The sequence below is a fragment of the Pseudomonas sp. RtIB026 genome (genome assembly GCF_016861355.2).
Taxonomy (GTDB): Bacteria; Pseudomonadota; Gammaproteobacteria; order Pseudomonadales; family Pseudomonadaceae; genus Aquipseudomonas; species Aquipseudomonas peradeniyensis.
In genome coordinates this window covers 4,826,032-4,849,565 of record NZ_AP023348.2, presented here as the reverse complement: position 1 = coordinate 4,849,565, position 23,534 = coordinate 4,826,032, and the positions used below count along the sequence as shown (strand labels likewise).

The following is a 23,534-nucleotide window of genomic DNA, read 5'->3' as shown; positions in this document are numbered from 1 at the left end:
CAAAAAGGGACCCGCCGTAAGGGCGGAAAGGTGCCTATGCGTCACCATCGCCAATGAATGCGCATAAAAAAATCAAAACAGTAATCCCCGAAGCCCCCGAAAACCCCCACCCCCAGAAAAGTTGGAAAGCTTCTTGCAAAGGCAGCGCCAGCCGCCACACAGGCGTCAAAGTTTTGCTTGAAGAGGAATCGCGGTGGATCGCACTCAGTTAATCAGCAACGCCCGCAACAACCTGGCCGGTCTCGGCCGGGGCAACCTCGGCGTGCCGCTGCTCCTGCTGGTGATGCTGGCAATGATGATGTTGCCGATCCCGCCGTTCCTGCTCGACGTGTTCTTCACCTTCAACATCGCCCTGTCGATCGTGGTCCTGCTGGTCTGCGTCTACGCCCTGCGTCCCCTGGACTTCGCCGCGTTTCCCACCATCCTGCTGGTGGCAACGCTGCTGCGCCTGGCGCTGAACGTGGCCTCCACCCGCGTGGTCATGCTCCATGGCCAGGAGGGCCATGGCGCCGCGGGCAAGGTGATCCAGGCCTTCGGTGAAGTGGTGATCGGCGGCAACTACGTCGTCGGTGCGGTGGTGTTCGCCATCCTCATGATCATCAACTTCGTCGTGGTGACCAAGGGCGCCGGGCGCATCTCCGAGGTGAGCGCGCGCTTCACCCTCGACGCCATGCCCGGCAAGCAGATGGCCATCGACGCCGACCTCAACGCTGGCCTGATCGACCAGGCCCAGGCCAAGTCGCGCCGCGCCGAGGTCGCCCAGGAAGCCGAGTTCTACGGTTCCATGGACGGTGCCAGCAAGTTCGTCCGCGGTGACGCCATCGCCGGCCTGCTGATCCTGTTCATCAACCTCATCGGTGGCATGCTGATCGGCATGCTGCAGCACGGCATGACCTTCGGCGACGCCGGCAAGGTCTACGCCCTGCTGACCATCGGTGACGGATTGGTGGCGCAATTGCCATCACTGCTGCTGTCCACCGCCGCTGCGATCATGGTTACCCGGGCCTCGGGGTCCGAGGACATGGGCAAGCTGATCAATCGGCAGATGTTCGATTCGCCCAAAGCCCTGGCGGTCTCCGGTGCGTTGATGATTGTCATGGGCCTGGTGCCCGGCATGCCGCACATCGCCTTCCTCGGCCTGGGCGGGTTGGCCTGTGGTGGCGCCTACCTGGTGTGGAAGAAGCAGCAGAAGGCCAAGGTCGTGGCTGAGCAGGAGGCCCAGCGCCAGCAGGACCTGCTGCCGTCGCCGCAGCGCGCCATGGACACCAAGGAGCTGGGCTGGGACGACGTCACGCCCATCGACATGATCGGCCTTGAGGTCGGCTATCGCCTGATTCCGCTGGTGGACCGCAACCAGGGTGGCCAGTTGCTGGCGCGGATCAAGGGCGTGCGCAAGAAGCTCTCCCAGGACCTGGGCTTCCTCATGCCGACCGTGCACATTCGCGACAACCTCGACCTGCAACCCAGCGCCTACCGCTTGACGCTGATGGGGGTGATCCTGGCCGAGGCCGAGATCTACCCGGATCGGGAGCTGGCGATCAACCCGGGCCAGGTGTTCGGCTCGGTCAATGGTATCGCCTCGCGGGATCCGGCCTTCGGCCTGGAAGCCGTGTGGATCGATGTCGGCCAGCGCGCCCAGGCGCAATCGTTGGGCTATACGGTGGTGGACGCCAGCACCGTGGTCGCCACCCACCTCAACCAGATCCTGCAGAAGCACTGCCACGAGCTGATCGGGCACGAGGAGGTGGTGCAATTGCTGCAGGTGCTGGCCAAGGTCTCGCCGAAGCTGGCCGAGGAGGTGGTGCCGGGTGTCATTTCCTTGTCGGGCCTGCTCAAGGTCCTGCAGGCGCTGCTCGCCGAGCAGGTACCAGTGCGTGACATCCGCAGCATTGCCGAAGCCATCGCCAACAACGCGGCGAAGAGTCAAGATACCGCCGCGCTGGTGGCGCTGGTGCGCGTCGGTTTGTCCCGCGCCATCGTGCAAAGCATTGTCGGCGTTGAGTCCGAGCTGCCTGTGATTACCTTGGAGCCAAGGTTGGAACAGATCTTGCTCAATAGTTTGCAAAGGGCCGGGCAGGGTCAGGAAGATGGTGTTCTTCTTGAGCCGAGCATGGCCGAGAAGCTTCAGCGTTCGCTGATCGAGGCGGCCCAGCGTCAGGAAATGCAGGGCCAGCCGGCCATCCTCCTGGTCGCCGGCCCGATCCGCGCCATGCTGTCGCGCTTCGGTCGCCTGGCTGTACCGAATTTGCATGTTTTGGCGTATCAGGAAATACCTGACAACAAGCAAGTCACCATTGTTGCCACCGTGGGCCCCAACGGCTGAGGTAGTGGGTTATGCAAGTTAAGCGTTTTTTCGCCGCCGATATGCGTCAGGCCATGAAGCTGGTCCGGGATGAGCTCGGCTCCGACGCCGCCATCATCGGCAACCGCCGCATCGCTGGCGGTGTCGAACTGACGGCCGCGCTGGACTACAAGCTGTCCGCCCTGGCCCCACGCGTGCCCAATGCGGAGCTCGAGGACGAGTTGCGCAAGACGCAGTCGCGCATCGTCACCGCCCAGGCCGAATTGACCGGGCGCGGTGATGCCGTCGAAGGCGGCAACCGGCAATTGTTTGCCGGCCAGTCGCTGACTGCGTCCGAGCCGTTGATCGAACCGCATGTCGATGAGCCGGTGGTCGCGGCTGTGCCGGCAGCGGCCCCCGTCGATCCGCGTCTGTTCGATGCCATGCGCTCCGAACTGACCGGCCTGCGCGAGCTGCTGGAAGTCCAGCTCGGTTCGCTCGCCTGGAGCCAGCTGCAGGGCAGCAAGCCACAGCAGGCCAACCTCTGGCGCCGTCTGCAGCGCCTCGGCCTGTCCGGTGGCCTGGCCCGCGAGTTGCTCGACCTCACTGCCGAAATCGAAGACCCACGTCATGCCTGGCGCATGGTCCTGGCACACCTGGCGCGGATGATCGAAGTGCCCGAGATCGAACCGATCGAGGAGGGCGGGGTCATCGCCATGGTCGGCCCGGCCGGCATGGGCAAGACCACCACCCTGGCCAAGCTGGCCGCCCGCTACGTGCTCAAGTACGGCGCGAACAACCTGGCGCTGGTCAGCATGGACAGCTTCCGCATCGGCGCCCAGGAGCAGCTCAAGACCCTGGGGCGCATCCTCAACGTGCCGGTCACCTATGTCGACCCGGGCGAGTCGCTGGCCCAGGCGCTGGAACCACTGCTGCGCAAGCGCGTGGTGCTGATCGACACCGCCGGCCTGCAGGCCAGCGACCCGGCGCTGCGCATGCAGCTCGAGACCCTGGCCGGGCGCGGCATCGCCGCCAAGAATTACCTGGTGCTGGCAACCACCAGCCAGAAGCAGGTGCTCACCGCCGCCTACCACAGCTACAAGCGCTGCGGCCTGGCCGGTTGCATCCTGACCAAGCTCGATGAAACGGCATGCCTCGGCGAAGTGCTGAGCCTTGCCATCAGTCATGAACTGCCGGTGGCCTATCTGACCGATGGGCCGCGCATTCCTGACGACCTGCAACTGCCGCGCAAGCACCAACTGGTGAGTCGCGCGGTCAGCGTGCAGTTGCAGGACGAGCCCAGCGACGAGGCCATGGCCGACATGTTCGCTGATCTCTACCACAACCCTGGCAAGCGTGCGGGTTGAGGGTGAATACTGTGCAAAGTACCTACATCATGGGGTTGCCCGGCCGGACCGTGGCCTTGAACGTTCAGCCCCTCATGTGGCCTGGGTCCAAGCGAGACAAGGTAAAGAACAGACATGGGTAGCATGCATCCCGTACAGGTGATCGCCGTGACCGGTGGCAAAGGTGGCGTCGGCAAGACTAACGTTTCAGTGAACCTGTCCCTGGCGCTGGCCGAACTCGGTCGCCGGGTCATGTTGCTGGACGCCGACCTGGGCCTGGCCAATGTCGACGTTCTGCTGGGGCTCACGCCCAAGCGCACCCTGGCCGACGTCATCGAAGGCCGCTGCGAGCTGCGCGATGTGCTGCTGCAGGGCCCCGGCGGCGTGCGTATCGTCCCGGCGGCTTCCGGCACCCAGAGCATGGTGCACCTGGCGCCCGCCCAGCACGCCGGCCTGATCCAGGCCTTCAGCGAGATCGGCGACAACCTCGACGTACTGGTGATCGACACCGCTGCGGGTATTGGTGACTCGGTGGTCAGCTTTGTCCGCGCGGCCCAGGAAGTGTTGCTGGTGGTGTGTGACGAGCCCACCTCGATCACCGACGCCTACGCCCTGATCAAGCTGCTCAACCGCGACTACGGGATGAATCGGTTCCGCGTGCTGGCCAACATGGCCCAGAGCCCGCAGGAAGGGCGCAACCTGTTCGCCAAGTTGACCAAGGTCACCGACCGCTTCCTCGACGTCGCCCTACAATACGTCGGCGCCGTGCCGTACGACGAGTGTGTGCGCAAGGCCGTGCAGAAGCAGCGGGCGGTCTACGAGGCTTTCCCGCGCTCCAAGTGCGCGCTGGCGTTCAAGGCCATCGCGCAGAAGGTCGACAGCTGGCCGTTGCCTGCCAACCCGCGCGGGCACCTGGAATTCTTCGTCGAGCGCCTGGTGCAGCCCACCAGTGCAGGGCCAGTGTTATGAACGCGAGTGGTTTCAAGATGTACAGCAAGGCCGCCAAGGACGCTCAGTACGAGCTGATCGAACGCTACGCGCCACTGGTCAAGCGTATCGCCTACCACCTGCTGGCGCGCCTGCCAGCCAACGTCCAGGTCGAGGACCTGATCCAGGCCGGGATGATCGGCCTGCTGGAAGTGGCCAACAAATACGATGCCAGCAAGGGCGCCAGTTTCGAGACCTATGCCGGTATCCGCATCCGCGGCGCCATGCTCGACGAGGTGCGCAAGGGTGACTGGGCGCCACGCTCGGTGCACCGCAACACGCGCATGGTCAGCGACGCGATTCGCTGCGTTGAAGCAAAGACGGGGCGCGACGCTAAAGATCACGAGGTTGCTGCCGAACTCCAATTGAGTCTCGATGATTACTACGGGATTTTGAACGACACCCTGGGCAGTCGCCTGTTCAGTTTCGACGACCTGCTGCAGGACGGCGAACACGAGGGGCTGCACGAGGATGGCGCCAGCAACCAGCTGGAGCCGGCGCGGGACCTGGAGGACGAGCGCTTCCAGGCCGCATTGGCCGAGGCGATCGCCAACCTGCCGGAACGCGAGCGCCTGGTGCTGGCGCTGTACTACGACGAAGAGCTGAACCTCAAGGAAATTGGTGAGGTGCTGGGGGTCAGCGAATCGCGTGTCAGCCAGTTGCACAGCCAGTGCGCGGCACGTCTGCGCAGTCGCCTGGGTGAATGGCGGGCGCGTTGAGCCAAGGTTCGATGCAGTCGTTTTTTTGTGGTGCCGAATTGATTGAGTGCGCGCTCGGCGCCGAGCGCGTTTAAGACTGCTTGGAGGTCTAATTGAACAAAGACATGAAAATCCTCATCGTTGACGACTTCTCGACGATGCGGCGGATCATCAAGAACCTGTTGCGTGATCTGGGTTTCACCAACGTCAAGGAAGCCGATGACGGCAACACGGCACTGCCGATGCTCACCAGTGAGCACTTTGACTTCCTGGTAACCGACTGGAACATGCCGGGCATGACCGGTATCGACCTGCTGCGCGCGGTCCGTGCCGACGAGCGCCTCAAGCACCTGCCGGTGTTGATGGTCACCGCCGAAGCCAAGCGCGAGCAGATCATCGAAGCTGCCCAGGCCGGCGTAAACGGCTATGTGGTCAAGCCTTTCACCGCCCTGGCGCTGAAAGAAAAGATCGAGAAGATCTTCGAACGCGTCAACGGCTGAGTCACGTCTGGGGGGCGCAATGGAGTCAACCAACAACTCTTTGGGTGAGTTTGAATCAACCCTGAAGAAGCATGCCCAGGAGCTGGTCGAGAGCCTCGAGCGCGGCCGGTTCGGTGATGCGGTGCAGCTGATCCACCAACTGAACCAGACCCGCGACCGCGGGCTGTACCAGGAGGTCGGCAAGCTCACCCGTGAACTGCACAGTGCAATCGTCAACTTCCAGATCGACCCGTCCATGCCGCAGGCCGAGGAAGTGTCGCAGATTACCGACGCCGCCGAACGCCTCTCCTACGTGGTTCGCCTCACCGAAGGTGCGGCCAACCGCACCATGGACCTGGCGGAGGCGTGCACCCCGGTGCTCAACGACCTCGCCGCCGAGGCCCAGAGCCTGTCCGCCGACTGGCAGCGCTTCATGCGCCGCGAGGTGGCAGCGCCGGAATTCCGTGAGCTGGTCAAGCGTGTGGACAGTTTCCTGGCGCACAGCGCCGAAGGTAACCAGAAGGTCGCCGGCCATCTCAACGATATCGTCCTGGCCCAGGATTATCAGGATCTCACCGGCCAGGTGATCAAACGGGTGACCGCGCTGGTCACCGAAGTCGAAAGCAATCTGCTCAAGCTCGTGCTGATGGCAAGCCAGGTCGACCGCTTTGCCGGGATCGAACATGACCACCAGCAGCTGCGCGCTGAAAAAGATCAAGAAAAACATCCGACTCGGGGTGAAGGTCCGCAGATTCATGCCGATAAGCGTGAAGACGTCGTGTCCAGCCAGGACGATGTCGACGATCTGTTGTCCAGCCTGGGTTTTTAAGGAGCACGTTTAATGAGCTTCGGCGCCGATGAAGAAATCCTTCAGGATTTCCTGGTAGAAGCCGGCGAAATCCTCGAGCAACTGTCCGAGCAATTGGTCGAGCTGGAAAGCCGGCCCGATGATGCGGACCTGCTCAACGCGATTTTCCGCGGTTTCCACACTGTAAAAGGGGGCGCCGGCTTCCTTCAGCTCAATGAGTTGGTGGAGTGCTGCCACATTGCCGAGAACGTGTTCGACATCCTGCGCAAAGGTGAGCGCCGGGTTGACGCGGAACTGATGGACGTGGTGCTCGAGGCCCTCGACACGGTCAACAGCATGTTCGGCCAGGTGCGCGAACGTACCGACGTCACGCCGGCCACGCCGGAGCTGCTGGCGGCGCTGTCGCGCCTGGCCGAGCCCGGTGGCGCCGAAGCGCCGGCCCCGGTGGTCGAAGCCGCGCCCGTGGTTGAAGCTGCGGCTGCCGAGCCCGACATCACCGATACCGAGTTCGAGCAGCTGCTCGACTCGCTCGATGCGGTCAAGGCCGAAGCCCAGGCTCATGAGCAACTGCAGGGTGAAGAAATCAGCGGCGGTGGTGACGAGATCACCGATGCCGAGTTCGAGTCACTGCTTGACCAGCTGCACGGCAAGGGCCAGTTCTCGGCCGATGCCGCCGTCAGCGCGCCTGCGGCAGCCGCCCCGGCCAGCGATGAGATCACCGACGACGAGTTCGAATCGCTGCTCGACCAGCTGCACGGCAAAGGCACCTTCGCCGTCGACGCACTGCCAGGCGCCGCCGCGCCAGCGGCCAGCGCGGCATCCGCTGCGGGCGACGAGAGCATCAGCGAACACGAATTCGAGGCCCTGCTCGACCAGTTGCACGGCAAGGGCAAGTTCTCCGGTGACGCAGTCACCGCCGAAGCGCCTGCCGCTGCCGTTGCCGCACCTGTCGCGGCCAAGGCCGAGGTCAAACCAGTTGCCAAGCCGGCACCGGCCGCCGCGCCCGCCGCAGCTCCGGCTGCCGCCGCCAAGCCTGCCGCACCGGCCCGCGCTCCGGCGCCTGCCGCCGAGAAGCACGGCGCCAGCGAGGCGGAAACCACCGTGCGGGTCGATACCGCGCGCCTGGACGAGATCATGAACATGGTCGGCGAACTGGTGCTGGTGCGTAACCGCCTGGTGCGCCTGGGGCTCAACAGCGGCGACGAGGCCATGTCCAAGGCCGTGTCCAACCTCGACGTGGTCACCGCCGACCTGCAGACCGCGGTCATGAAGACCCGCATGCAGCCGATCAAGAAAGTCTTCGGCCGCTTCCCGCGCCTGGTCCGCGACCTGGCCCGCCAGCTCAAGAAAGAGATCAACCTCGAGCTGGTCGGTGAAGAGACCGACCTCGACAAGAACCTGGTCGAGGCCCTGGCCGACCCGTTGGTGCACTTGGTGCGCAACGCCGTCGACCATGGCGTCGAGATGCCCGATGAGCGCGAGGCCTCCGGCAAGTCGCGCATGGGCCGGGTGGTGCTGTCCGCCGAGCAGGAGGGCGACCACATCCTGCTGTCGATCTCCGACGACGGCAAGGGCATGGACCCGAGCATCCTGCGCGCCAAGGCCGTGGAGAAGGGCCTGATGGACAAGGACGCGGCCGATCGCCTGAGCGAGTCGGACTGCTACAACCTGATCTTCGCCCCGGGCTTCTCGACCAAGACCGAGATCTCCGATGTATCCGGCCGTGGCGTCGGCATGGACGTGGTGAAGACCAAGATTTCCCAGCTCAACGGCTCGATCAACATCTTTTCGGCCAAGGGCCAGGGCTCGAAGATCGTCATCAAGGTGCCGCTGACCCTGGCGATCATGCCGACCCTGATGGTGATGCTGGGCAACCAGGCGTTCGCCTTCCCGCTGGTCAACGTCAACGAGATCTTCCACCTCGACCTGTCGCGCACCAACGTGGTCGACGGCCAGGAAGTGGTGATCGTGCGCGACAAGGCGCTGCCGCTGTTCTACCTCAAGCGCTGGCTGGTCCAGGACCACGAGCACGAGGAGCAGCACGAAGGCCATGTGGTGATCCTGTCGGTCGGCACCCAGCGCATCGGCTTCGTCGTCGACCAGCTGGTCGGCCAGGAAGAGGTGGTGATCAAGCCTCTGGGCAAGATGCTGCAGGGCACCCCGGGCATGTCCGGCGCGACCATCACCGGTGACGGCCGGATCGCGCTGATCCTCGACGTCCCGAGCATGCTCAAGCGTTACGCCGCCCGGCGTATTTGATTTCGGTGGCGCGCCCTGGCGGGTGCGCCGCCTAATGGAGTGTTTATGGCAGTCAAGGTCCTGGTGGTGGATGATTCCGGTTTCTTCCGCCGCCGTGTCTCGGAAATTCTCTCGGCGGACCCGACGATCCAGGTCGTGGGTACCGCGACCAACGGCAAGGAAGCGATCGACCAGGCGCTGGCGCTCAAGCCCGATGTCATTACCATGGACTATGAAATGCCCATGATGGACGGCATCACCGCGGTGCGGCACATCATGCAGCGCTGCCCGACGCCGGTGTTGATGTTCTCCTCGCTGACCCACGAAGGCGCCCGCGTCACCCTCGACGCCCTGGACGCCGGCGCGGTCGACTACCTGCCGAAGAACTTCGAGGACATCTCGCGCAACCCGGAAAAGGTCAAGCAGATGCTCTGCGAGAAGGTCCACACCATCTCGCGCAGCAATCGCCGTTTCAGCGCCTATTCCAGCCCGGCGCCGACTGCCGCGCCAGCTCCAGCCAGCAGTCATGCGCCGGCCAGCAGCTTCGCCAGCACCGCACCTGCGCGCACGACCGCCCCGGTGCGTACCGCGGCACCGGCCACCGCGCATTCGCCGGCGCCCAAGCGCAAGCCGTACAAGCTGGTCGCCATCGGCACCTCCACCGGTGGTCCGGTGGCGCTGCAGCGGGTGCTGACCCAGTTGCCTGCCGGATTCCCGGCGCCGATCGTGCTGATCCAGCACATGCCGGCGGCGTTCACCAAGGCCTTCGCCGAGCGCCTGGACAAACTGTGCAAGATCAGCGTCAAGGAAGCCGAGGACGGTGACGTGCTGCGTCCCGGCCTGGCGCTGCTGGCCCCGGGTGGCAAGCAGATGATGGTCGACGGTCGTGGCACGGTGAAGATCCTGCCGGGTGACGAGCGCCTGAACTACAAACCTTGCGTCGACATCACCTTCGGCTCCGCCGCCAAATCCTATGGCGACAAGGTGCTCTCGGTGGTGCTCACCGGCATGGGCGCCGACGGTCGCGAAGGCGCGCGCCTGCTCAAGCAGGGCGGCAGCACCGTGTGGGCACAGGATGAAGCCAGCTGCGTGATCTATGGCATGCCCATGGCCATCGTCAAGGCCAACCTAGCCGATGCCGTGTACAGCCTGGACGAGATCGGCAAGCACCTGGTCGAGGCCTGCGTCTGATGGATGTGTTGAGCCTTATCGGCCTGATCCTCGCCTTTGTCGCCATTGTCGGCGGCAACTTCCTCGAGGGTGGCCACGTCGGTGCGCTGATCAACGGCCCGGCGGCATTGATCGTGCTGGGCGGTACCCTGGCAGCGGCGTTGCTGCAGTCGCCGCTGTCGTCGTTCAAGCGCGCGCTGCAGATCGTGCGCTGGATCTTCTTCCCGCCGCGGGTGGACCTGCCCGGTGGTATCGACCGGGTGGTGAACTGGAGCCTGACCGCACGCAAGGAAGGCCTGCTGGGGCTGGAGGGCGTGGCCGACGCCGAGCCCGATCCCTATGCACGCAAAGGCCTGCAGCTGTTGGTCGACGGCGCCGAGCCCGAGGCTATCCGCAGCATCCTTGAAGTCGACTTCCTGACCCAGGAAGCCCGCGACATACAGGCCGCCAAGGTGTTCGAGAGCATGGGCGGCTACGCGCCGACCATCGGCATCATCGGTGCGGTGATGGGCCTGATCCACGTGATGGGCAACCTGGCCGACCCGTCGCAGCTGGGCAACGGCATTGCCGTGGCCTTCGTCGCCACCATCTACGGTGTGGCCAGCGCCAACCTGATCCTGCTGCCGGTCGCCAACAAGCTCAAGGCCATCACCCTGCGGCAGTCGCGTTACCGCGAGATGCTGCTCGAAGGCCTGCTGTCGATCGCCGAAGGCGAGAACCCACGCTCGATCGAGCTGAAGCTGCAAGGCTTCATGGAGTAAGCCATGGCCCGTCGTCGCAAGATCGAAGAGCACGAGAACCACGAACGCTGGCTGGTCTCGTATGCCGACTTCATCACCCTGCTGTTCGCCTTCTTCGTGGTCATGTACTCGATCTCGTCGATCAACGAGGGCAAGTACAAGCAGATTTCCCAGGCACTGATCGGGGTATTCAACGACCCCGAGCGCAGCATGAAGCCGATCCCCATCGGTGACGAGCGGCCGTTGAGCGTCAAGCCCGCCGAGCCGCTGATCAAGGACAGCGAGCAGACCGATGCGGGCCTGGCCCAGACCAGCGCCGACCCGCTCAAGACCATCACCGACGATGTCCGCGACGCCTTTGGCGACCTGATCAAGTCCAACCAGATGACCGTGCGCGGCAACGAACTGTGGGTGGAGATCGAGCTCAACTCCTCGCTGCTGTTCGCCAGCGCCGACGCCATGCCCAGCGATGTCGCCTTCGAGATCATCGAGAAGGTGGCGAAGATCCTCAGGCCGTTCGCCAACCCGGTGCACGTCGAGGGCTTCACCGACAACCTGCCGATCCGCACCGCCCAGTACCCGACCAACTGGGAGCTGTCGTCGGCGCGGGCGGCGAGCATTGTCCGGCTGCTGGCCATGGAAGGGGTCAGCCCGGGGCGCATGGCCTCGGTGGGGTATGGCGAGTACCAGCCGGTGGCTGGCAACGACACCGCCGAAGGCCGTGCGCGCAACCGCCGGGTGGTGCTGGTGATCTCGCGCAACCTGGAGGTGCGCCGCAGCCTGACTGGCAGCGGCAGCGCCAATGCCACCCCGGATGCGGCGATGCGTCGGGCTGGCACACAAAGTGCACCAGCCTCGCCAGCGCCGTCGACCGGGGGCTGATTTCGTCAAATCCCCGTCACTGAATTTCACACCGTTCCCGGCAGGGCAGGCGGCCATACCGGGAGGAAGCAACGCACGATGAGAGTCTGGGCAGTAGCCAATCAAAAAGGTGGTGTCGGCAAGACCACCACCACCATCGCCCTGGCCGGCCTGCTGGCCGAGGCGGGCAAGCGCGTGGTCGTGGTCGACCTCGACCCGCACGGCTCGATGACCAGCTACTTCGGGCACAACCCCGATGCGCTCGAGCACAGTTGCTACGACCTGTTCCTGCACAAGGGCACGGTGCCCGAGGGCCTGCCGGGCCAATTGCTGCTGCCGACCAGCGACGAACGTATTTCGCTTCTGCCGTCAAGCACCGCACTGGCGGTGCTGGAGCGCCAGTCGCCGGGGCAGAGTGGCCTGGGCCTGGTGATCGCCAAGAGTCTGGCGCAGCTGTGGCAGGATTTCGACTTCGCCTTGATCGACAGCCCGCCGTTGCTGGGCGTGCTGATGGTCAACGCCCTGGCCGCCAGCCAGCAGTTGGTGATCCCGGTGCAGACCGAGTTCCTTGCGGTCAAGGGCCTGGAACGCATGGTCAGCACCCTGGGCATGATCAACCGTTCGCGCAAGCAGGCGCTGCCCTACCAGATCGTGCCGACCCTGTTCGACCGCCGCACCCAGGCGTCGCTGGGCACCTTGAAGGTGCTGCGTGACACCTATGGCGACCAGGTCTGGCAGGGCTACATTCCGGTGGACACGCGCCTGCGTGACGCCAGCCGCAATGGCGTCACGCCTTCGCAGTTCGACGGCAAGAGCCGTGGCGTGGTGGCCTACCGGGCGCTGCTCAAGCATATGCTCACCTACCGTTCCGCATTGCAGGTGGCGTGATGAACCAGGCACGGCACATCACCACCAAGCCACAGATGGCCTTGCAGTCCTATCTCGATGGGCTGTTGCAGGAGGCCACCGAGTCGTTCGAGCTGCCGGCGGAGCTGGAGGCACCTGTCGAGGAGCCTGTCGAGCAGGCCCCCGGCGATGACTTCGAAGCCGCGGTCCGCGAGGAACAGGCTCGTGACGCCCAGCGTCAGGTGGCCCCGGTCCTGCCTGCGGCGCGGCCCTTTGCCGAGCCGCAGGCGAAGGTCCTGCCGACCGTGCTGCCGCCTGCCGCGCCGGTGGTGGAACCGGTGGTCGCCGTGGTCGAGACCGAGGTGGTGGCTGAAGCCAGCATCCCGGTCCTGAGTGAAACCCAGGCCATCGAGCCCGTGGCGCCGCTGGTGGAGCTCAATGTGACGGTGGCACCCGCCGCGCCTACACCGCCGGCCAGCGTCGATGGCCGTCCGGATTGGGCCGCCGAACCGTTCGAATGCCTGTTGTTCGATGTCGCCGGGCTGACCCTGGCGGTACCGCTGGTGTGCCTGGGCTCGATCTATACACTGGCCGGGCAGGAGCTGACACCATTGTTCGGCCAGCCGGACTGGTTCCTCGGCATCCTCAGCTGCCAGGCGGGCAACCTCAAGGTGCTCGACACGGCCCGTTGGGTGATGCCGGATCGCTACCGCGACGACTTCCGCCAGGGCCTGCAGTACGTGATTTCGGTCCAGGGCTACGAGTGGGGGTTGGCCGTGCACCAGGTCAGCCGCTCGCTGCGCCTGGACCCGAACGAGATCAAGTGGCGCAGCCAGCGCGGCCAACGCCCGTGGCTGGCCGGCACGGTGATCGAACACATGTGCGCGCTGCTCGATGTCGCCGAACTGGCCGAGCTGATCGCCAGTGGCGCGGTCAAGCAGATGAACACCAAACACAACTGAATCAACGCCGCTACTGCCGCGGCAACACAGAGCACACCGCCGATGGCGGATTTTGAGGGCTAGGGGAATGAAAAAGTCGTCTGCACAAGGTTCCGAAGATCCGATCCTGCAGTGGGTAACCTTCCGTCTGGACAACGAGTCCTACGGCATCAACGTCATGCAGGTGCAGGAAGTCCTGCGCTACACCGAGATCGCTCCGGTTCCGGGCGCACCCAGCTACGTGCTGGGCATCATCAACCTGCGCGGCAACGTGGTGACGGTGATCGACACCCGCCAGCGCTTCGGCCTGATGCCGACCGAAGTCACCGACAACACCCGCATCGTCATCATCGAGGCGGACAAGCAGGTGGTCGGTATCCTGGTCGATAGCGTCGCCGAAGTGGTCTACCTGCGTCAGTCGGAGATCGAAACCGCGCCGAACGTCGGCAACGAAGAGTCGGCCAAGTTCATCCAGGGCGTCTGCAACAAGAACGGCGAACTGCTGATCCTGGTCGAGCTGGACAAGATGATGACCGAGGAAGAGTGGTCCGAGCTGGAGAACATCTGAGTTGATCTTCGAGGTTGCTGTCATCTTCCTGGCGCTGCTCTGGGCGCTGAGCCTGTGGTTCTTCCTCAACTACAGCAAACGCCAGCGCGAGCTGGCCGCCCAGCAGGCCCAGGGCGATGCGCTGCGTGACCAGCGCATCAAGGACCTGGCCAAGCGCCTGGACGACTACCAGAACGGCACCGTGCGCATGGGCGAGGCGATCCATGAACTGCGCGCGGTGGTCGCGCCGTTGCCCGAGAAGCTCCAGCAACTGGAGCAGCGCGACCCCAACAGCGTCACCTTCGCCCAGGCCGCCAAGCTGGTGGGGATGGGCGCGAGCGTCGAGGAGCTGACCCAGACCTGCGGGTTGACCCAGGCCGAGGCGCAGTTGATGAGCAAGCTGCACCGCGGCGAGTGATGATCCGGGCGACGCAAGTCGCCCGGCTTGTATCAGGGTTTCGCCCACGAATTGTTGTTGCCTACCGTCACAAGGTCTCTCAGCGCCTGGTCGCCACGCTGCGCCTCGGAAATGCCGGCGTGGGCTGGACTTGTGAGGAAGGTGAAGTCTTTCTGAGGGACTGACTCCAGCTTGGTGATTTGTCGCAAGATACGCAGCCTGGACAGATCCTCGTAGTCCTCATCGTCAATCACATCGTTGAGGACGCCAGGACCGGTCATCTCGTTCAGTTTCTTGGCGTAGGTCTCATGATCGGGGGCGCCATACAACGGTCTGCTGTCATAAAAGTTCGGGTTGTCCTCGAAGCGTTTGAGTATCTCATCGGAGATAGCGTCCAGCGTATCGTTCCCCGCATGACTGCCAATCAAGCTGTTCGAGTAGGCGCAATGCATGCCCAGGCGTGCATTGTCCATCGGCGCGCCCAGCACAAGACCATTTTGCGTCGCTTTCAAGGGCGTCGAGGCGATCATTGCATCGGCGTCCGGATGATCGCCAAGGGTGCGCAGGGTGTCGTCGATGTCTATATAAACGCCGCCTTCGCTGTTGAGTAGTTGGTAGCGAAGCACGTCGCAGGCCGAAGCATAATTTCCACCTTTGATGGCCTTCTCGTATTGCCCAAAGTAAGGACTGTCCTGGAAGTCATCGTAGAAGGCTTGCTCTTCCAGCGGCAGTATCTGCAGATTCTCAGCATGCTTGAGCAGCGCGGCATGGTTGATGCTGTATACATTCGAATCGGCAGTGGACAGGTATATCCGGTAGGAGGTTCTGGAATGCAGCAACCCCCTGGCGTTGGCTTCCACGGTCTTCAGCAGATTGTCGGGGATGATTTTGTCACCGACCCAGATATTCAGGATCTGCTTGGGAAGTTCGAACATTTCGCTGGAGGGCGTTGGGATTTTGATGGGCAGTTGCAGGTCGACGCCCAGTGCGCGCAATGTCCTCATGCGCATGGCGTCAGTGACTGGGCGGTTTGTGACATCGATGACTTCCAGGCCGTTGCTCTGCTCGGAAACCTGATAATAGGTTGGCGATTCATTCTTGCTATTCGGCCTGCGGACGAATGCATCGTGTTCACTGTCGTAGCGTACTTCGAACCTCGCTTCTTCCAGGGTTGCCTCCATATGCTTTACGCCATTGCCATCAATGAATCGAGTGATCCAGTTGCCTAGATGGCTATCTTGTGGAAGTGCTATTGGCTCTGGAGGTGGGGCGAAGAATTGCGCGGCCCCCTCTTCGGGTAGCCTGGGCGGATCCATGGGGCTAAGAGGGTAACCCACCTGATCGTTCACTCGCGTTGGCATGACGAATCGTGGGCTTTTGCCAGGGAACAGGATTTTCACGCGAGTCGCTTCTCGCAAGACCAGCGGGACGGCATTGAGCAGGCCGAACTCGATGTTGCTTACGCCGTCGGCCTTGTCCTCCAGTGTCTTGCCGTTGATTGCCTGGTCGATCCCCAGGCCAAATTGCGCGATGCCACCGACGGCCAGCAGTGGTATGAGTTCGGGCACCACCAGCGCCAGGGGCGCCAGCAGATTGATCGAGGTCACCAGGTAGTCACGCCAGTGGGCCTTGGTCACTTGCGTCCTGCTGGTGATGAGAAAGTCGGCGTCGGCATAGCTGCGTTTGCGCTGGCGCAGCGTGAGGGCTTCGAACAAGTCGCCTTCTATCAATGGGCTGTACTTGTGGGGCTTGTAGTTGACGTAGTCCCTGGGAGGCCATGGACCATCGACGGTGAAGCCTGGCCGGTTGGGCGATCGCGTGTGGAAGCGCGGGAAGGTGCCAAGGCCATCCAGCGCGGTATCCAGCCCGCTGAAGTCCAGGCCGTCGGGGGTGTCTGCCGCTTTGAAATACTGACGCAGGCGCTGGCGTTTTTCGCTGGTGCGGCACTGTTCAGCGAACCAGTCCTTCAGGGCATTCATGCCGTCGAACTCATGGAAGGGTGATGAATTTCCCGGCAGGTACAGCAGTACTGGCTGATGTGCTGGGTCAGCAATCTGGATGATGTCGGTGGCGGCGTAGCCATAGACATTCAGAGGCCTGATTTCCAGGCCGGAAGCTCTCGGCATGAGTCCCGCCGCTTGCCAGGCCAACTGACGGCCAGCGTCACTCAGGGAACCTTCCTGGACCTGTTTGTTGCAGGCTGCGATAAAGCTTATTTGCAGAGACTGTGGATGGGTTTTGCTGGTCTTTTGCCAATACTCGTCCAGCATCGAGACGAAGCGGGTGTGAACGTCCAGATCCCAGATGAACCGCTGCATGGCCTCGACATCCACTGGCAGGTGCGTGGTGCTGTCGTAGCGGGCCGGGGTGGACCTGCGGAAGACACCGTTGAAGACCGAGAACCGTGCGCTGTTGTCGAGCGGTCCGAGCGCTGGCAGATGTTCGACAATGGTCAGCGGGCCGTCTGGCAAGGTACCTGCCCAGTTACCCGGGAATAGCTGGCCAACCAGGTCCTTGTTGTTTTCACCTTGCCAGTTCGAGAGCACCGCCTGGGTGAGTGAAAGGCGCTGGGCAATCATGACCTGATTGCCACGGTAGTGCAGGGTGACGACGTCGGTCTGGTCGGGGTCGAGTTGATGTTGCTCTTGTCCAGCCCATTCACGGATTGCCTTGGCGGCAAACAGGCTAGGCCTGGGAATATGCTGCAGGTGGCGGCGGATGAACTGTTCGCCCGCGTTATTTACGAAAGTGGAAGCCATTGGAATCGATCCGTGTGGATAAATGAGGCCCCACGGTAGCGACGGCGATGCTCCAAGCTTGCGTATATGTTTACCACCTGATGTAACAAGGGCGGCCGTCAGGCCGCCCTTGTTACATCAGGGCTTGGCCCACGAGTGGTAGTTTCCGACTTCGGCTACCTGGTTGAGCGGAATGTCGCCGGTCGCGGCTTCCCGCAAGGCCTGTTCGATCGGGGTCACCAGGTACATCGGATTGTGTTGCGGCAAGGCGTGCAGGTTGATGATCCGCCGTAGTGCCCGCAGCCGTGGCAGGTGCTGGTCGATGACATCGTTCAGCAGGCCGGGCCCGGTCATGTGGCTCAGGCGCAAGGCATAGGCATCGAATTCGGGGCCCTTCACTACTGGCCTGTTGCCGTAGAAGTCACGGTTGGCCAGGTAGCGCTCGTGCATGGTGTCCGAGATCGCCTGCAGCGTCGGGTTGCCGGCATGGCTGGCGATCATGTTGGTGTTGTACTGGCAGTACATCCCCAGGGCGTCGTTGTTCATCGGGCCACCTAAAATGAGGCTGTCCGGTGTGGTGGCCAGGGTCACCGAGTCGATCGCGGCGCGGTTGGGATTGTCCGGATGAACCGGGTCGGCAAGCAAGGTATCGTCGACGTCCAGGTACAATCCGCCTTCCTCGGCGAGCAGGGGATAGCGCAGGATGTCGGATGCCGAAGAGAAATTTGCACCTGCGCCGCCAACGGCATCTTGATACTGCTCGAAGTATTTGGTTTCGCGCAACCTTGCGAAGAACGGCTGCTCCTCAAGGGTCAGCACATCGAGATGCGGTGCGTGTGCGGCCAGTAGCCTCAGGTTCGCGCCGAAGGCCTGGGCATTGGCGTTGGACAGGAACAGTCGGTAGGCATACTGGCTGTTCGTCAGGCGTTGCTGATTGCGGACCAGCGTGGTCAACAGTTTGGGTGCGATCACCTTGTCGCCTACCCAGATGCTCGAGATCTTCCGTGGGATCGGCTGGCGCAGGTGTGCCTCGAAGGGCGGGATTTCCAAAGGCAGTTGCACATCCACGCCCATGGCTCGCAGGCTGCTTATGCGCATCGGGTCGGTGACTGTGCGTGCGTTCAGGGGCATCTCGACAAGCCCATGGCCTTCTGGCGATACCTGGTAGTAGCTTGGCCTTATCTCGTTGGCCTCGGACTCAAGGATGAAAGCATCATGTTCACTGTCGTAGAGGACCAGTGTGTTGTAGCCATTCAACAGGGATTGAAGCTGCGCTTGCGAGTCCGCAGAGACCGGCACGTGCGCCAGCCATTGGGCAATGGCGGTGTCGCCGCCGGGCAAGGGGGGGACTGTCGAGCCGAACAGACCGGCCAGCTGGCGTTCGGGCAGTGCCGGGGGCGTCATCGGGCTCAATGGGTAGCCCAGTTGGTCGTTCACCCGACTGGGGAAGATAAAACACCTGTCTTTGGCGGGGTACAGCACTCGCGCTCGCGCCAATGGGCGCAAGGCAAGTGGTGCAGCGTTCATTAGCCCGAACTCGATGTTCGTCACGCCATCGGCCTTGTCTTCAAGTGACTTGCCGTTGATTGCCTGATCGATCCCAGCCGCGAACTGGGCAATGCCACCCAGAGCAAGCAGCGGCGCCAGTTCTGGCAGTACCACGGCCAAGGGGGCCAGCAGATTGATGGTATTGACCACATAGCCGCGCCAGCGCGCCTTGTTCACCTCCTGATTGCTGGTAACGATGAAGTCAGCGTTGGCATAGCTGCGCTTGCGCTGACGCAGGCTCAGGGCTTCGAACAGATCGCCGTCGAGCTTCGGGCTGTATTTGTCCGGACGGTAGTTGACGTAGTCCCTGGGTGACCAGCGGCCGTCGGTGGTGAATCCCGGTCGGTTTGGCGAGCGATAGTGGATGCCCGGGTAGGCGCCCAGGCCTTCGAGGGCGGTGTCCAGGCCGCTGAAGTCCAGTCCATCTGGCGTGTCGGCCAAGTTGAAATGCTGGCGCAGGCGCTGACGTTTATCGGGGTTCTGGCACTGTCTGGCGAACCAGTCCTGAAGCGCCGCCATGTTGGCGAACTCGTGAAGGGGGGAGGCGTTGCCTGGCAGGTAGAGCAGGGTGAGCGGTTGGGATTTGTCGGTGATGCACAGCAGATCGGTGGCACTGTAGCCGTAGACGTTCAGTGGCCTGATTCGCAGGCCAACCGCCCGAGGGGCCAAGCCGGCAGCCTGCCAGGCCAGCTGGCGTGCTCCATCGCTCAATGAGCCTTCGCTTACCTGCTTGTTGCAGGCGGTGATGAAGCTGATCCGCATGGACAGCTGGTGGCCATGCAGGGCGCGCTGCCAGTAGTTGTCCAGCATGGCGGTGAAGCGGGTGTGGAAATCCAGGTTCCAGATGAAGCGCTGCAGGGCTTCGACATCCACGGCAAGATGCGTTGTGCTGTCGTATTGGCCGTTACCGGTCCGGCGGAACAGACCATTGAATACCGAATGATCGGCACCGTTCGCCCATGGCTCGCGAGCAGGCAATCGATCGACGATCTGCAGCGGGCCGGATGGCAGGGTACCGGACCAATGACCCGGGAGCAGTTGGCCGATCAGGTTCTTGTCGGTCTCGCCTTGCCAGTTCGAGAGCACCGCTTCGGTCAGTGACAGGCGCTGGACGATGACGGCCTGGTGGCCTCGGTAGTGCAGGGTGACGACGTCGGTCTGATCCGGATCCAGGTCCGATCCCTGGCGTTTGGCCCAGTCACGGATGGCTTGTGCGGCGTGCTTGTCGGGGCGGGGGATGGTCTGCAGGTGATCGCGAACGAGCTGTACGCCCAGGTTGGTGATGAAGGTTGGAGGCATGATTGAGTCGACCTGTGTGGAGAAACCAGGCACAACGGTGACTCAACCCTTATGTCGGGGAGCGGTAATGAATTATCGCGCAAGCATGGCATTGCCCCTTTGGGAGTGGTGCCACACGCAGGGTCAGCGTGTATCCACGCCTGCCGGCAGGAACAGCTGCTCGGGCGTGATATCCCGTGGCGGCGCAGGCTGGTCGTCGAAGCCCACCGGCACTTTGCCGCGCAATTGCCAGGCGAAGGCGATGATCTCGGCGATGGTCAGGTACAGCGCCTCGGGGATCTGCTCGCCCAGTTCCAGCCTGGCCAGCAGGCGTACCAGCTCGGCGTTCTCGTAGATCGGCACTTCATGTTCACGGGCCAGGGCGAGGATGGCCTCGGCCAGTTCGTCGTCGCCCTTGGCGCTCAGGGTCGGGGCCTGCTGGCCGTCGTAGCTCAGGGCAATGGCCTGGCGTGGCTGCTTGTGCTTCATGCGGTCTCATCCACCCAGCGTTGTTCGAGGCGTGTGCGGGGGCCTTGCGGTGGCGTGCCGGGGTGGCACTCCAGGTCGCCGACATCCAGGCCGCGTGCCAGCAGGCGCTCGCGCAGCGTGCCGAGCTGACTGTCGATCAGGCGGGCGGTCTGTTCCTGCTCTGCCCACAGCTGTCCCGACAGACGTCCTTGCAGCAGTTGCGCCTGGACCTGCAGCGGACCGAGTGGTGACAGGTCGAAGGCCAGTTCGATCCGCCATATGGCCTCCAGCGGATCACGCCCTTCACGTTCGCGATCGGCTTGCTGCTCCGGCGTTTCCTCGCGCTGCAGCTTGACCTGCAGGGGAATGAACTCCTGGCCATGGCGGATGGGGATCTCGGTCTGCCAGGTGGTCTGTTGGTTGCCGTTCTCCAGTGGTCCGGATTGCTGCAGGCTGGACAGCGCATGGCTCTGCAGGCGCGAGATGGCGGCGGCGGCCAGGCGCAGCAATTGCTGCAGGTCGCCTTCGTTTTCCAGGCTCTGCAACAGCCGCGAGGGCAGGGGGAAGGCTCCAGGTTGCGGGCGCGGGCTGACCTGGCCGAGCATGCCCAGGGCGCTGCGGGCGAAACCGGGCAGGGCATGGGCCAACGTACTGGTCTGTGCGGGCGTGAGCATCTGTCCCGTGGGAGGATTGGGCAACTGTGCGATCAGCCTGACCAGTTGCGTCTTCAGGTCGGGCGCCACGCCGCTTGCCAGGCCACCCAGCAGCTTGGCTTCAAGGAAGGCGCCACTGTTGTTCAGGGCCTGGGCCAGATTTTTCGCATCACCCAGTTGGCGGGCATCGGGCAGGCTGGCCAGCAGGCGTTCGGCGCTGGCGCGCAGTTGCGTGCCAGCGTCGCCGGAGGTGGCGACCTGCTGCAGGGCATTGAGCAAGCCAGGCAGCGAGGCCTGGCGGCCTTGCTGGGCCACCAGCTGCTGGGCAATGGCCAGTTGATCCTGGCGGCCGCTCAGGGGAACGAAGCGCAGCGACTGGTCACCTTGTACCAGCGCGCTGAGCAGGCTGCCGATCGGCAGTGGCCGCGGGCTGTCGATGGCCAGGGTGGCGCCGGCCTGGCTGCTGTTGAGCAGGCTTACCAGCGAGCGGAAACTGGCGATCTCGCCGGCGTTCTGAACCAGGGGCTGGCTGGTCAGGACCTTGCCTTGCAGCAGTGTGCCGACTGGAACCTGGCTGGTGTCCAGGCGGGTGAGGGTAGTGATGTTGTTGGCGTTGACCTGCTGCACCATGACCGCCAGGCGGTTGCTTTCTGTCTGCGTGACCGTGATCTGGCTGCCCTGGGGCAGGGGTTGGCTGGCATTGGCCTGCAACTGGGTCTGGTTGCCGTTGCCCTGGGTCAGGCGTAGCAGCAGCTGGAAATCCACGCCGACCTGGCGCATCGACATGACCTCGGCACGTGCCGTCTCGCCCGGGGCCAGCAGGCCGGGTTGCGCTTGCAGCAGGCGCAGCAGCTCGCCGGTCATGGCCGCCTTGGCCGCCTGGGGGCCTGGCACGGTTTGTGCGCCGAGACTATTGATTTCAGTCATGATTGTATACAACCTGTCGAACTCGGCCTCTTGGCAGCGCGGTGACGCGTGTAATAATGCCGACCGCCCATTGTTGCCAGTATAACGGCAGCGCGGCGGGCGACTTGAGACATAGGGGCTTTGGAGCGGCGTTGCCTGCTTCGCGGGTGAACCCGCTCCCACAGGGTCTTGTGCAGCATCTGAAAGCTGCGCCGTACCTTGTGGGAGCGGGTTTACCCGCGAAGCAGGCAACACCGCCCCGAAGCCCTACAAAGATAAGGCGAAACCGTGACCCTTCACCTCCAAGCCGCAGGCCTGGCCTGCGAGCGCGACTGGCGCTTGCTGTTCGAGCAGCTCGATTTCGAGCTGGGCGCTGGCGACATGCTGCAGATCAGCGGCCCCAACGGCAGCGGCAAGACCAGCCTGCTGCGCCTGCTGGCCGGGCTGATGCAACCCACCGCCGGGCAGATCCTGCTCGGCGGCCAGCCATTGGCCGAACAACGCCATGCCCTGGCCAGCATCCTGCTGTGGATCGGCCATGCCGCCGGGATCAAGGACCTGCTTACCGCCGAAGAGAACCTCGCCTGGCTCTGCGCCCTGCACCGACCGGCTGGTAGCGAGGCGATCTGGCAGGCACTGGAGGCTGTCGGCTTGCGCGGTTTCGAGGACGTGCCCTGTCACACCCTGTCCGCCGGCCAGCAGCGCCGGGTCGCCCTGGCACGGCTGTACCTGGACAGCCCGCCGCTGTGGATCCTCGACGAACCCTTCACCGCCCTCGACAAGCAGGGCGTGGCCCAGCTGGAAGCTCACCTCGCGGCCCACTGCGAGCAGGGCGGCACCGTGGTGCTGACCACCCACCATACGCTCGAGCGCAAGCCATCCGGCTACCGTGAGCTGAACCTGGGGCAATGGGCGGCATGAGCGTATTCCTTCTGCTGTTGCGCCGCGAGGCGCGCCTGTTGTTCCGCCGCCCGGCGGAGCTGGCCAATCCGCTGGTGTTCTTCGCCATTGTCGTCGCCCTGTTTCCGCTGGCGGTCGGTCCTGAGACACAATTGTTGCAAACCTTGTCGCCGGGACTGGTCTGGGTCGCGGCCCTGCTGGCGGTGTTGCTGTCGCTGGACGGGCTGTTCCGCAGCGATTTCGAGGACGGTTCGCTCGAACAGTGGGTGCTTTCGCCGCACCCGCTGGCCCTGCTGGTGCTGGCCAAGGTGCTGGCGCACTGGATCTTTTCCGGGCTGGCGCTGGTATTGTTGGCGCCACTGCTGGCGCTGATGCTGGGCCTGCCGAGCGCCTGCCTGCCGGTGCTGCTCGCCTCCCTGCTGCTGGGCACGCCGGTGCTGAGCCTGCTGGGCGCGGTGGGCGCGGCGCTGACGGTTGGTCTGAAGCGCGGTGGCCTGCTGCTGGCGTTGCTGATTCTGCCGTTGTATATCCCTGTATTGATCCTGGGCAGTGGTGCGTTGCAGGCGGCGTTGCAGAATATGCCGGCCACCGGCCATCTGCTCTGGCTCGCCAGCCTGACGGCCCTGGCGGTGACACTGGCACCCTTTGCGATCGCGGCCGGCCTGAAGATCAGCGTCGGCGAATAACGAGTCTCGGGCACCGCA

The 23,534-nt window shown here is 63.7% G+C and carries 21 protein-coding genes and 1 pseudogene; 17 read left to right on the top strand and 5 right to left on the bottom strand.

The window, feature by feature from the left end:
- Window positions 1-193 precede the first annotated feature (193 nt).
- The 14 genes from flhA (at window position 194) to PRtIB026_RS21605 (ending at window position 14,360) form a co-directional block, all read left to right on the top strand.
- The gene (gene flhA, locus PRtIB026_RS21670; RefSeq protein ID WP_203651662.1) at window positions 194-2,323 is read left to right on the top strand and encodes a flagellar biosynthesis protein FlhA; all 2,130 of its coding nucleotides are present in this window, start codon (window positions 194-196) and stop codon (window positions 2,321-2,323) included.
- Window positions 2,324-2,334: 11 nt separating this feature from the next.
- Entirely contained in the window at window positions 2,335-3,648 is a 1,314-nt protein-coding gene (gene flhF / locus PRtIB026_RS21665) for a flagellar biosynthesis protein FlhF (protein WP_050706657.1), read from the top strand.
- Between the two features lie 114 nt (window positions 3,649-3,762).
- Window positions 3,763-4,596 carry a flagellar synthesis regulator FleN gene (gene fleN / locus PRtIB026_RS21660; RefSeq protein WP_016393812.1) on the top strand — a complete coding sequence of 278 codons (834 nt, stop codon included), beginning with the start codon at window positions 3,763-3,765 and terminating at the stop codon, window positions 4,594-4,596.
- Window positions 4,593-5,333 (top strand): RNA polymerase sigma factor FliA, encoded by a 741-nt coding sequence (gene fliA, locus PRtIB026_RS21655; RefSeq protein ID WP_050706656.1) that lies wholly within the window; start codon window positions 4,593-4,595, stop codon window positions 5,331-5,333. Before fleN ends, fliA begins: the two co-directional genes overlap by 4 nt.
- Window positions 5,334-5,437: 104 nt before the next feature.
- On the top strand, window positions 5,438-5,812 hold the full coding sequence (locus PRtIB026_RS21650; RefSeq protein ID WP_023630863.1) for a chemotaxis response regulator CheY: 375 nt from the start codon (window positions 5,438-5,440) through the stop codon (window positions 5,810-5,812).
- A 19-nt stretch (window positions 5,813-5,831) separates the two neighbouring features.
- Entirely contained in the window at window positions 5,832-6,620 is a 789-nt protein-coding gene (locus PRtIB026_RS21645; RefSeq protein WP_203651664.1) for a protein phosphatase CheZ, read from the top strand.
- A gap of 12 nt (window positions 6,621-6,632) precedes the next feature.
- Window positions 6,633-8,858, top strand: coding sequence for a chemotaxis protein CheA (locus tag PRtIB026_RS21640; protein ID WP_203651666.1), 2,226 nt, complete (start codon window positions 6,633-6,635; stop codon window positions 8,856-8,858).
- Between the two features lie 45 nt (window positions 8,859-8,903).
- Window positions 8,904-10,028 (top strand): protein-glutamate methylesterase/protein-glutamine glutaminase, encoded by a 1,125-nt coding sequence (locus PRtIB026_RS21635; protein ID WP_203651668.1) that lies wholly within the window; start codon window positions 8,904-8,906, stop codon window positions 10,026-10,028.
- On the top strand, window positions 10,028-10,768 hold the full coding sequence (locus PRtIB026_RS21630) for a flagellar motor protein (protein WP_186735477.1): 741 nt from the start codon (window positions 10,028-10,030) through the stop codon (window positions 10,766-10,768). The genes PRtIB026_RS21635 and PRtIB026_RS21630 overlap by 1 nt, the downstream gene beginning before the upstream one ends.
- A gap of 3 nt (window positions 10,769-10,771) precedes the next feature.
- Entirely contained in the window at window positions 10,772-11,629 is an 858-nt protein-coding gene (gene motD / locus PRtIB026_RS21625) for a flagellar motor protein MotD (RefSeq protein WP_203651670.1), read from the top strand.
- A 78-nt stretch (window positions 11,630-11,707) separates the two neighbouring features.
- Entirely contained in the window at window positions 11,708-12,496 is a 789-nt protein-coding gene (locus tag PRtIB026_RS21620; RefSeq protein WP_203651672.1) for a ParA family protein, read from the top strand.
- Window positions 12,496-13,416, top strand: a complete 921-nt coding sequence (locus PRtIB026_RS21615) for a CheW domain-containing protein (protein WP_267812920.1) — start codon at window positions 12,496-12,498, stop codon at window positions 13,414-13,416. The genes PRtIB026_RS21620 and PRtIB026_RS21615 overlap by 1 nt, the downstream gene beginning before the upstream one ends.
- A gap of 67 nt (window positions 13,417-13,483) precedes the next feature.
- Window positions 13,484-13,963, top strand: a complete 480-nt coding sequence (locus PRtIB026_RS21610) for a chemotaxis protein CheW (protein ID WP_003254393.1) — start codon at window positions 13,484-13,486, stop codon at window positions 13,961-13,963.
- 1 nt (window position 13,964) lies between these two features.
- Entirely contained in the window at window positions 13,965-14,360 is a 396-nt protein-coding gene (locus PRtIB026_RS21605) for a DUF2802 domain-containing protein (RefSeq protein ID WP_023630608.1), read from the top strand.
- A gap of 32 nt (window positions 14,361-14,392) precedes the next feature.
- Here PRtIB026_RS21605 and PRtIB026_RS21600 read toward each other — a convergent pair whose 3' ends face one another.
- Window positions 14,393-17,098, bottom strand: coding sequence for a dermonecrotic toxin domain-containing protein (locus PRtIB026_RS21600; protein ID WP_203651674.1), 2,706 nt, complete (start codon window positions 17,096-17,098; stop codon window positions 14,393-14,395).
- Window positions 17,099-17,215: 117 nt separating this feature from the next.
- A complete protein-coding gene (locus PRtIB026_RS26735; RefSeq protein ID WP_420713671.1) occupies window positions 17,216-18,151 on the bottom strand; it encodes a glycosyltransferase in 936 nt (311 codons plus the stop codon).
- A 516-nt stretch (window positions 18,152-18,667) separates the two neighbouring features.
- On the opposite strand from PRtIB026_RS26735, the gene PRtIB026_RS26730 reads away from it, so the two are divergent.
- Window positions 18,668-18,940: a PE domain-containing protein gene (locus tag PRtIB026_RS26730; protein WP_420713670.1), complete on the top strand. Its 273-nt coding sequence runs from the start codon at window positions 18,668-18,670 to the stop codon at window positions 18,938-18,940.
- A 183-nt stretch (window positions 18,941-19,123) separates the two neighbouring features.
- Here PRtIB026_RS26730 and PRtIB026_RS26725 read toward each other — a convergent pair.
- From PRtIB026_RS26725 to PRtIB026_RS21585, 3 genes and pseudogenes are all read right to left on the bottom strand, one after another.
- Window positions 19,124-19,924 (bottom strand): annotated as a pseudogene (locus PRtIB026_RS26725) (dermonecrotic toxin domain-containing protein); the annotation flags it as partial.
- A gap of 123 nt (window positions 19,925-20,047) precedes the next feature.
- Window positions 20,048-20,392 (bottom strand): EscU/YscU/HrcU family type III secretion system export apparatus switch protein, encoded by a 345-nt coding sequence (locus PRtIB026_RS21590; RefSeq protein ID WP_203651676.1) that lies wholly within the window; start codon window positions 20,390-20,392, stop codon window positions 20,048-20,050.
- On the bottom strand, window positions 20,389-21,951 hold the full coding sequence (locus PRtIB026_RS21585; protein ID WP_203651678.1) for a flagellar hook-length control protein FliK: 1,563 nt from the start codon (window positions 21,949-21,951) through the stop codon (window positions 20,389-20,391). Before PRtIB026_RS21585 ends, PRtIB026_RS21590 begins: the two co-directional genes overlap by 4 nt.
- A gap of 267 nt (window positions 21,952-22,218) precedes the next feature.
- Here PRtIB026_RS21585 and ccmA point away from each other — a divergent pair, with 267 nt between their 5' ends.
- Both ccmA and ccmB read left to right on the top strand, forming a co-directional pair.
- Complete coding sequence (gene ccmA, locus PRtIB026_RS21580; RefSeq protein ID WP_203651680.1) at window positions 22,219-22,851, top strand: cytochrome c biogenesis heme-transporting ATPase CcmA; 633 nt, start codon at window positions 22,219-22,221, stop codon at window positions 22,849-22,851.
- Window positions 22,848-23,516, top strand: a complete 669-nt coding sequence (gene ccmB / locus PRtIB026_RS21575; protein WP_028691018.1) for a heme exporter protein CcmB — start codon at window positions 22,848-22,850, stop codon at window positions 23,514-23,516. The genes ccmA and ccmB overlap by 4 nt, the downstream gene beginning before the upstream one ends.
- Window positions 23,517-23,534 lie beyond the last annotated feature (18 nt).

Bases quoted from the DNA above. Each gene is read 5' to 3' on its own strand.
- PRtIB026_RS21635 (WP_203651668.1), top strand. From the start codon at position 8,904: ATGGCAGTCAAGGTCCTGGTGGTGGATGATTCCGGTTTCTTCCGCCGC.
- PRtIB026_RS21610 (WP_003254393.1), top strand. From the start codon at position 13,484: ATGAAAAAGTCGTCTGCACAAGGTTCCGAAGATCCGATCCTGCAGTGG.
- PRtIB026_RS21620 (WP_203651672.1), top strand. From the start codon at position 11,708: ATGAGAGTCTGGGCAGTAGCCAATCAAAAAGGTGGTGTCGGCAAGACC.
- PRtIB026_RS21645 (WP_203651664.1), top strand. From the start codon at position 5,832: ATGGAGTCAACCAACAACTCTTTGGGTGAGTTTGAATCAACCCTGAAG.
- ccmB (WP_028691018.1), top strand. From the start codon at position 22,848: ATGAGCGTATTCCTTCTGCTGTTGCGCCGCGAGGCGCGCCTGTTGTTC.
- flhF (WP_050706657.1), top strand. From the start codon at position 2,335: ATGCAAGTTAAGCGTTTTTTCGCCGCCGATATGCGTCAGGCCATGAAG.
- fleN (WP_016393812.1), top strand. From the start codon at position 3,763: ATGGGTAGCATGCATCCCGTACAGGTGATCGCCGTGACCGGTGGCAAA.
- PRtIB026_RS21650 (WP_023630863.1), top strand. From the start codon at position 5,438: ATGAAAATCCTCATCGTTGACGACTTCTCGACGATGCGGCGGATCATC.
- PRtIB026_RS21590 (WP_203651676.1), bottom strand. From the start codon at position 20,392: ATGAAGCACAAGCAGCCACGCCAGGCCATTGCCCTGAGCTACGACGGC.
- fliA (WP_050706656.1), top strand. From the start codon at position 4,593: ATGAACGCGAGTGGTTTCAAGATGTACAGCAAGGCCGCCAAGGACGCT.
- PRtIB026_RS21615 (WP_267812920.1), top strand. From the start codon at position 12,496: ATGAACCAGGCACGGCACATCACCACCAAGCCACAGATGGCCTTGCAG.
- PRtIB026_RS21600 (WP_203651674.1), bottom strand. From the start codon at position 17,098: ATGGCTTCCACTTTCGTAAATAACGCGGGCGAACAGTTCATCCGCCGC.
- PRtIB026_RS21630 (WP_186735477.1), top strand. From the start codon at position 10,028: ATGGATGTGTTGAGCCTTATCGGCCTGATCCTCGCCTTTGTCGCCATT.
- PRtIB026_RS21640 (WP_203651666.1), top strand. From the start codon at position 6,633: ATGAGCTTCGGCGCCGATGAAGAAATCCTTCAGGATTTCCTGGTAGAA.
- motD (WP_203651670.1), top strand. From the start codon at position 10,772: ATGGCCCGTCGTCGCAAGATCGAAGAGCACGAGAACCACGAACGCTGG.
- PRtIB026_RS26735 (WP_420713671.1), bottom strand. From the start codon at position 18,151: ATGGGCGTGGATGTGCAACTGCCTTTGGAAATCCCGCCCTTCGAGGCA.
- PRtIB026_RS21585 (WP_203651678.1), bottom strand. From the start codon at position 21,951: ATGACTGAAATCAATAGTCTCGGCGCACAAACCGTGCCAGGCCCCCAG.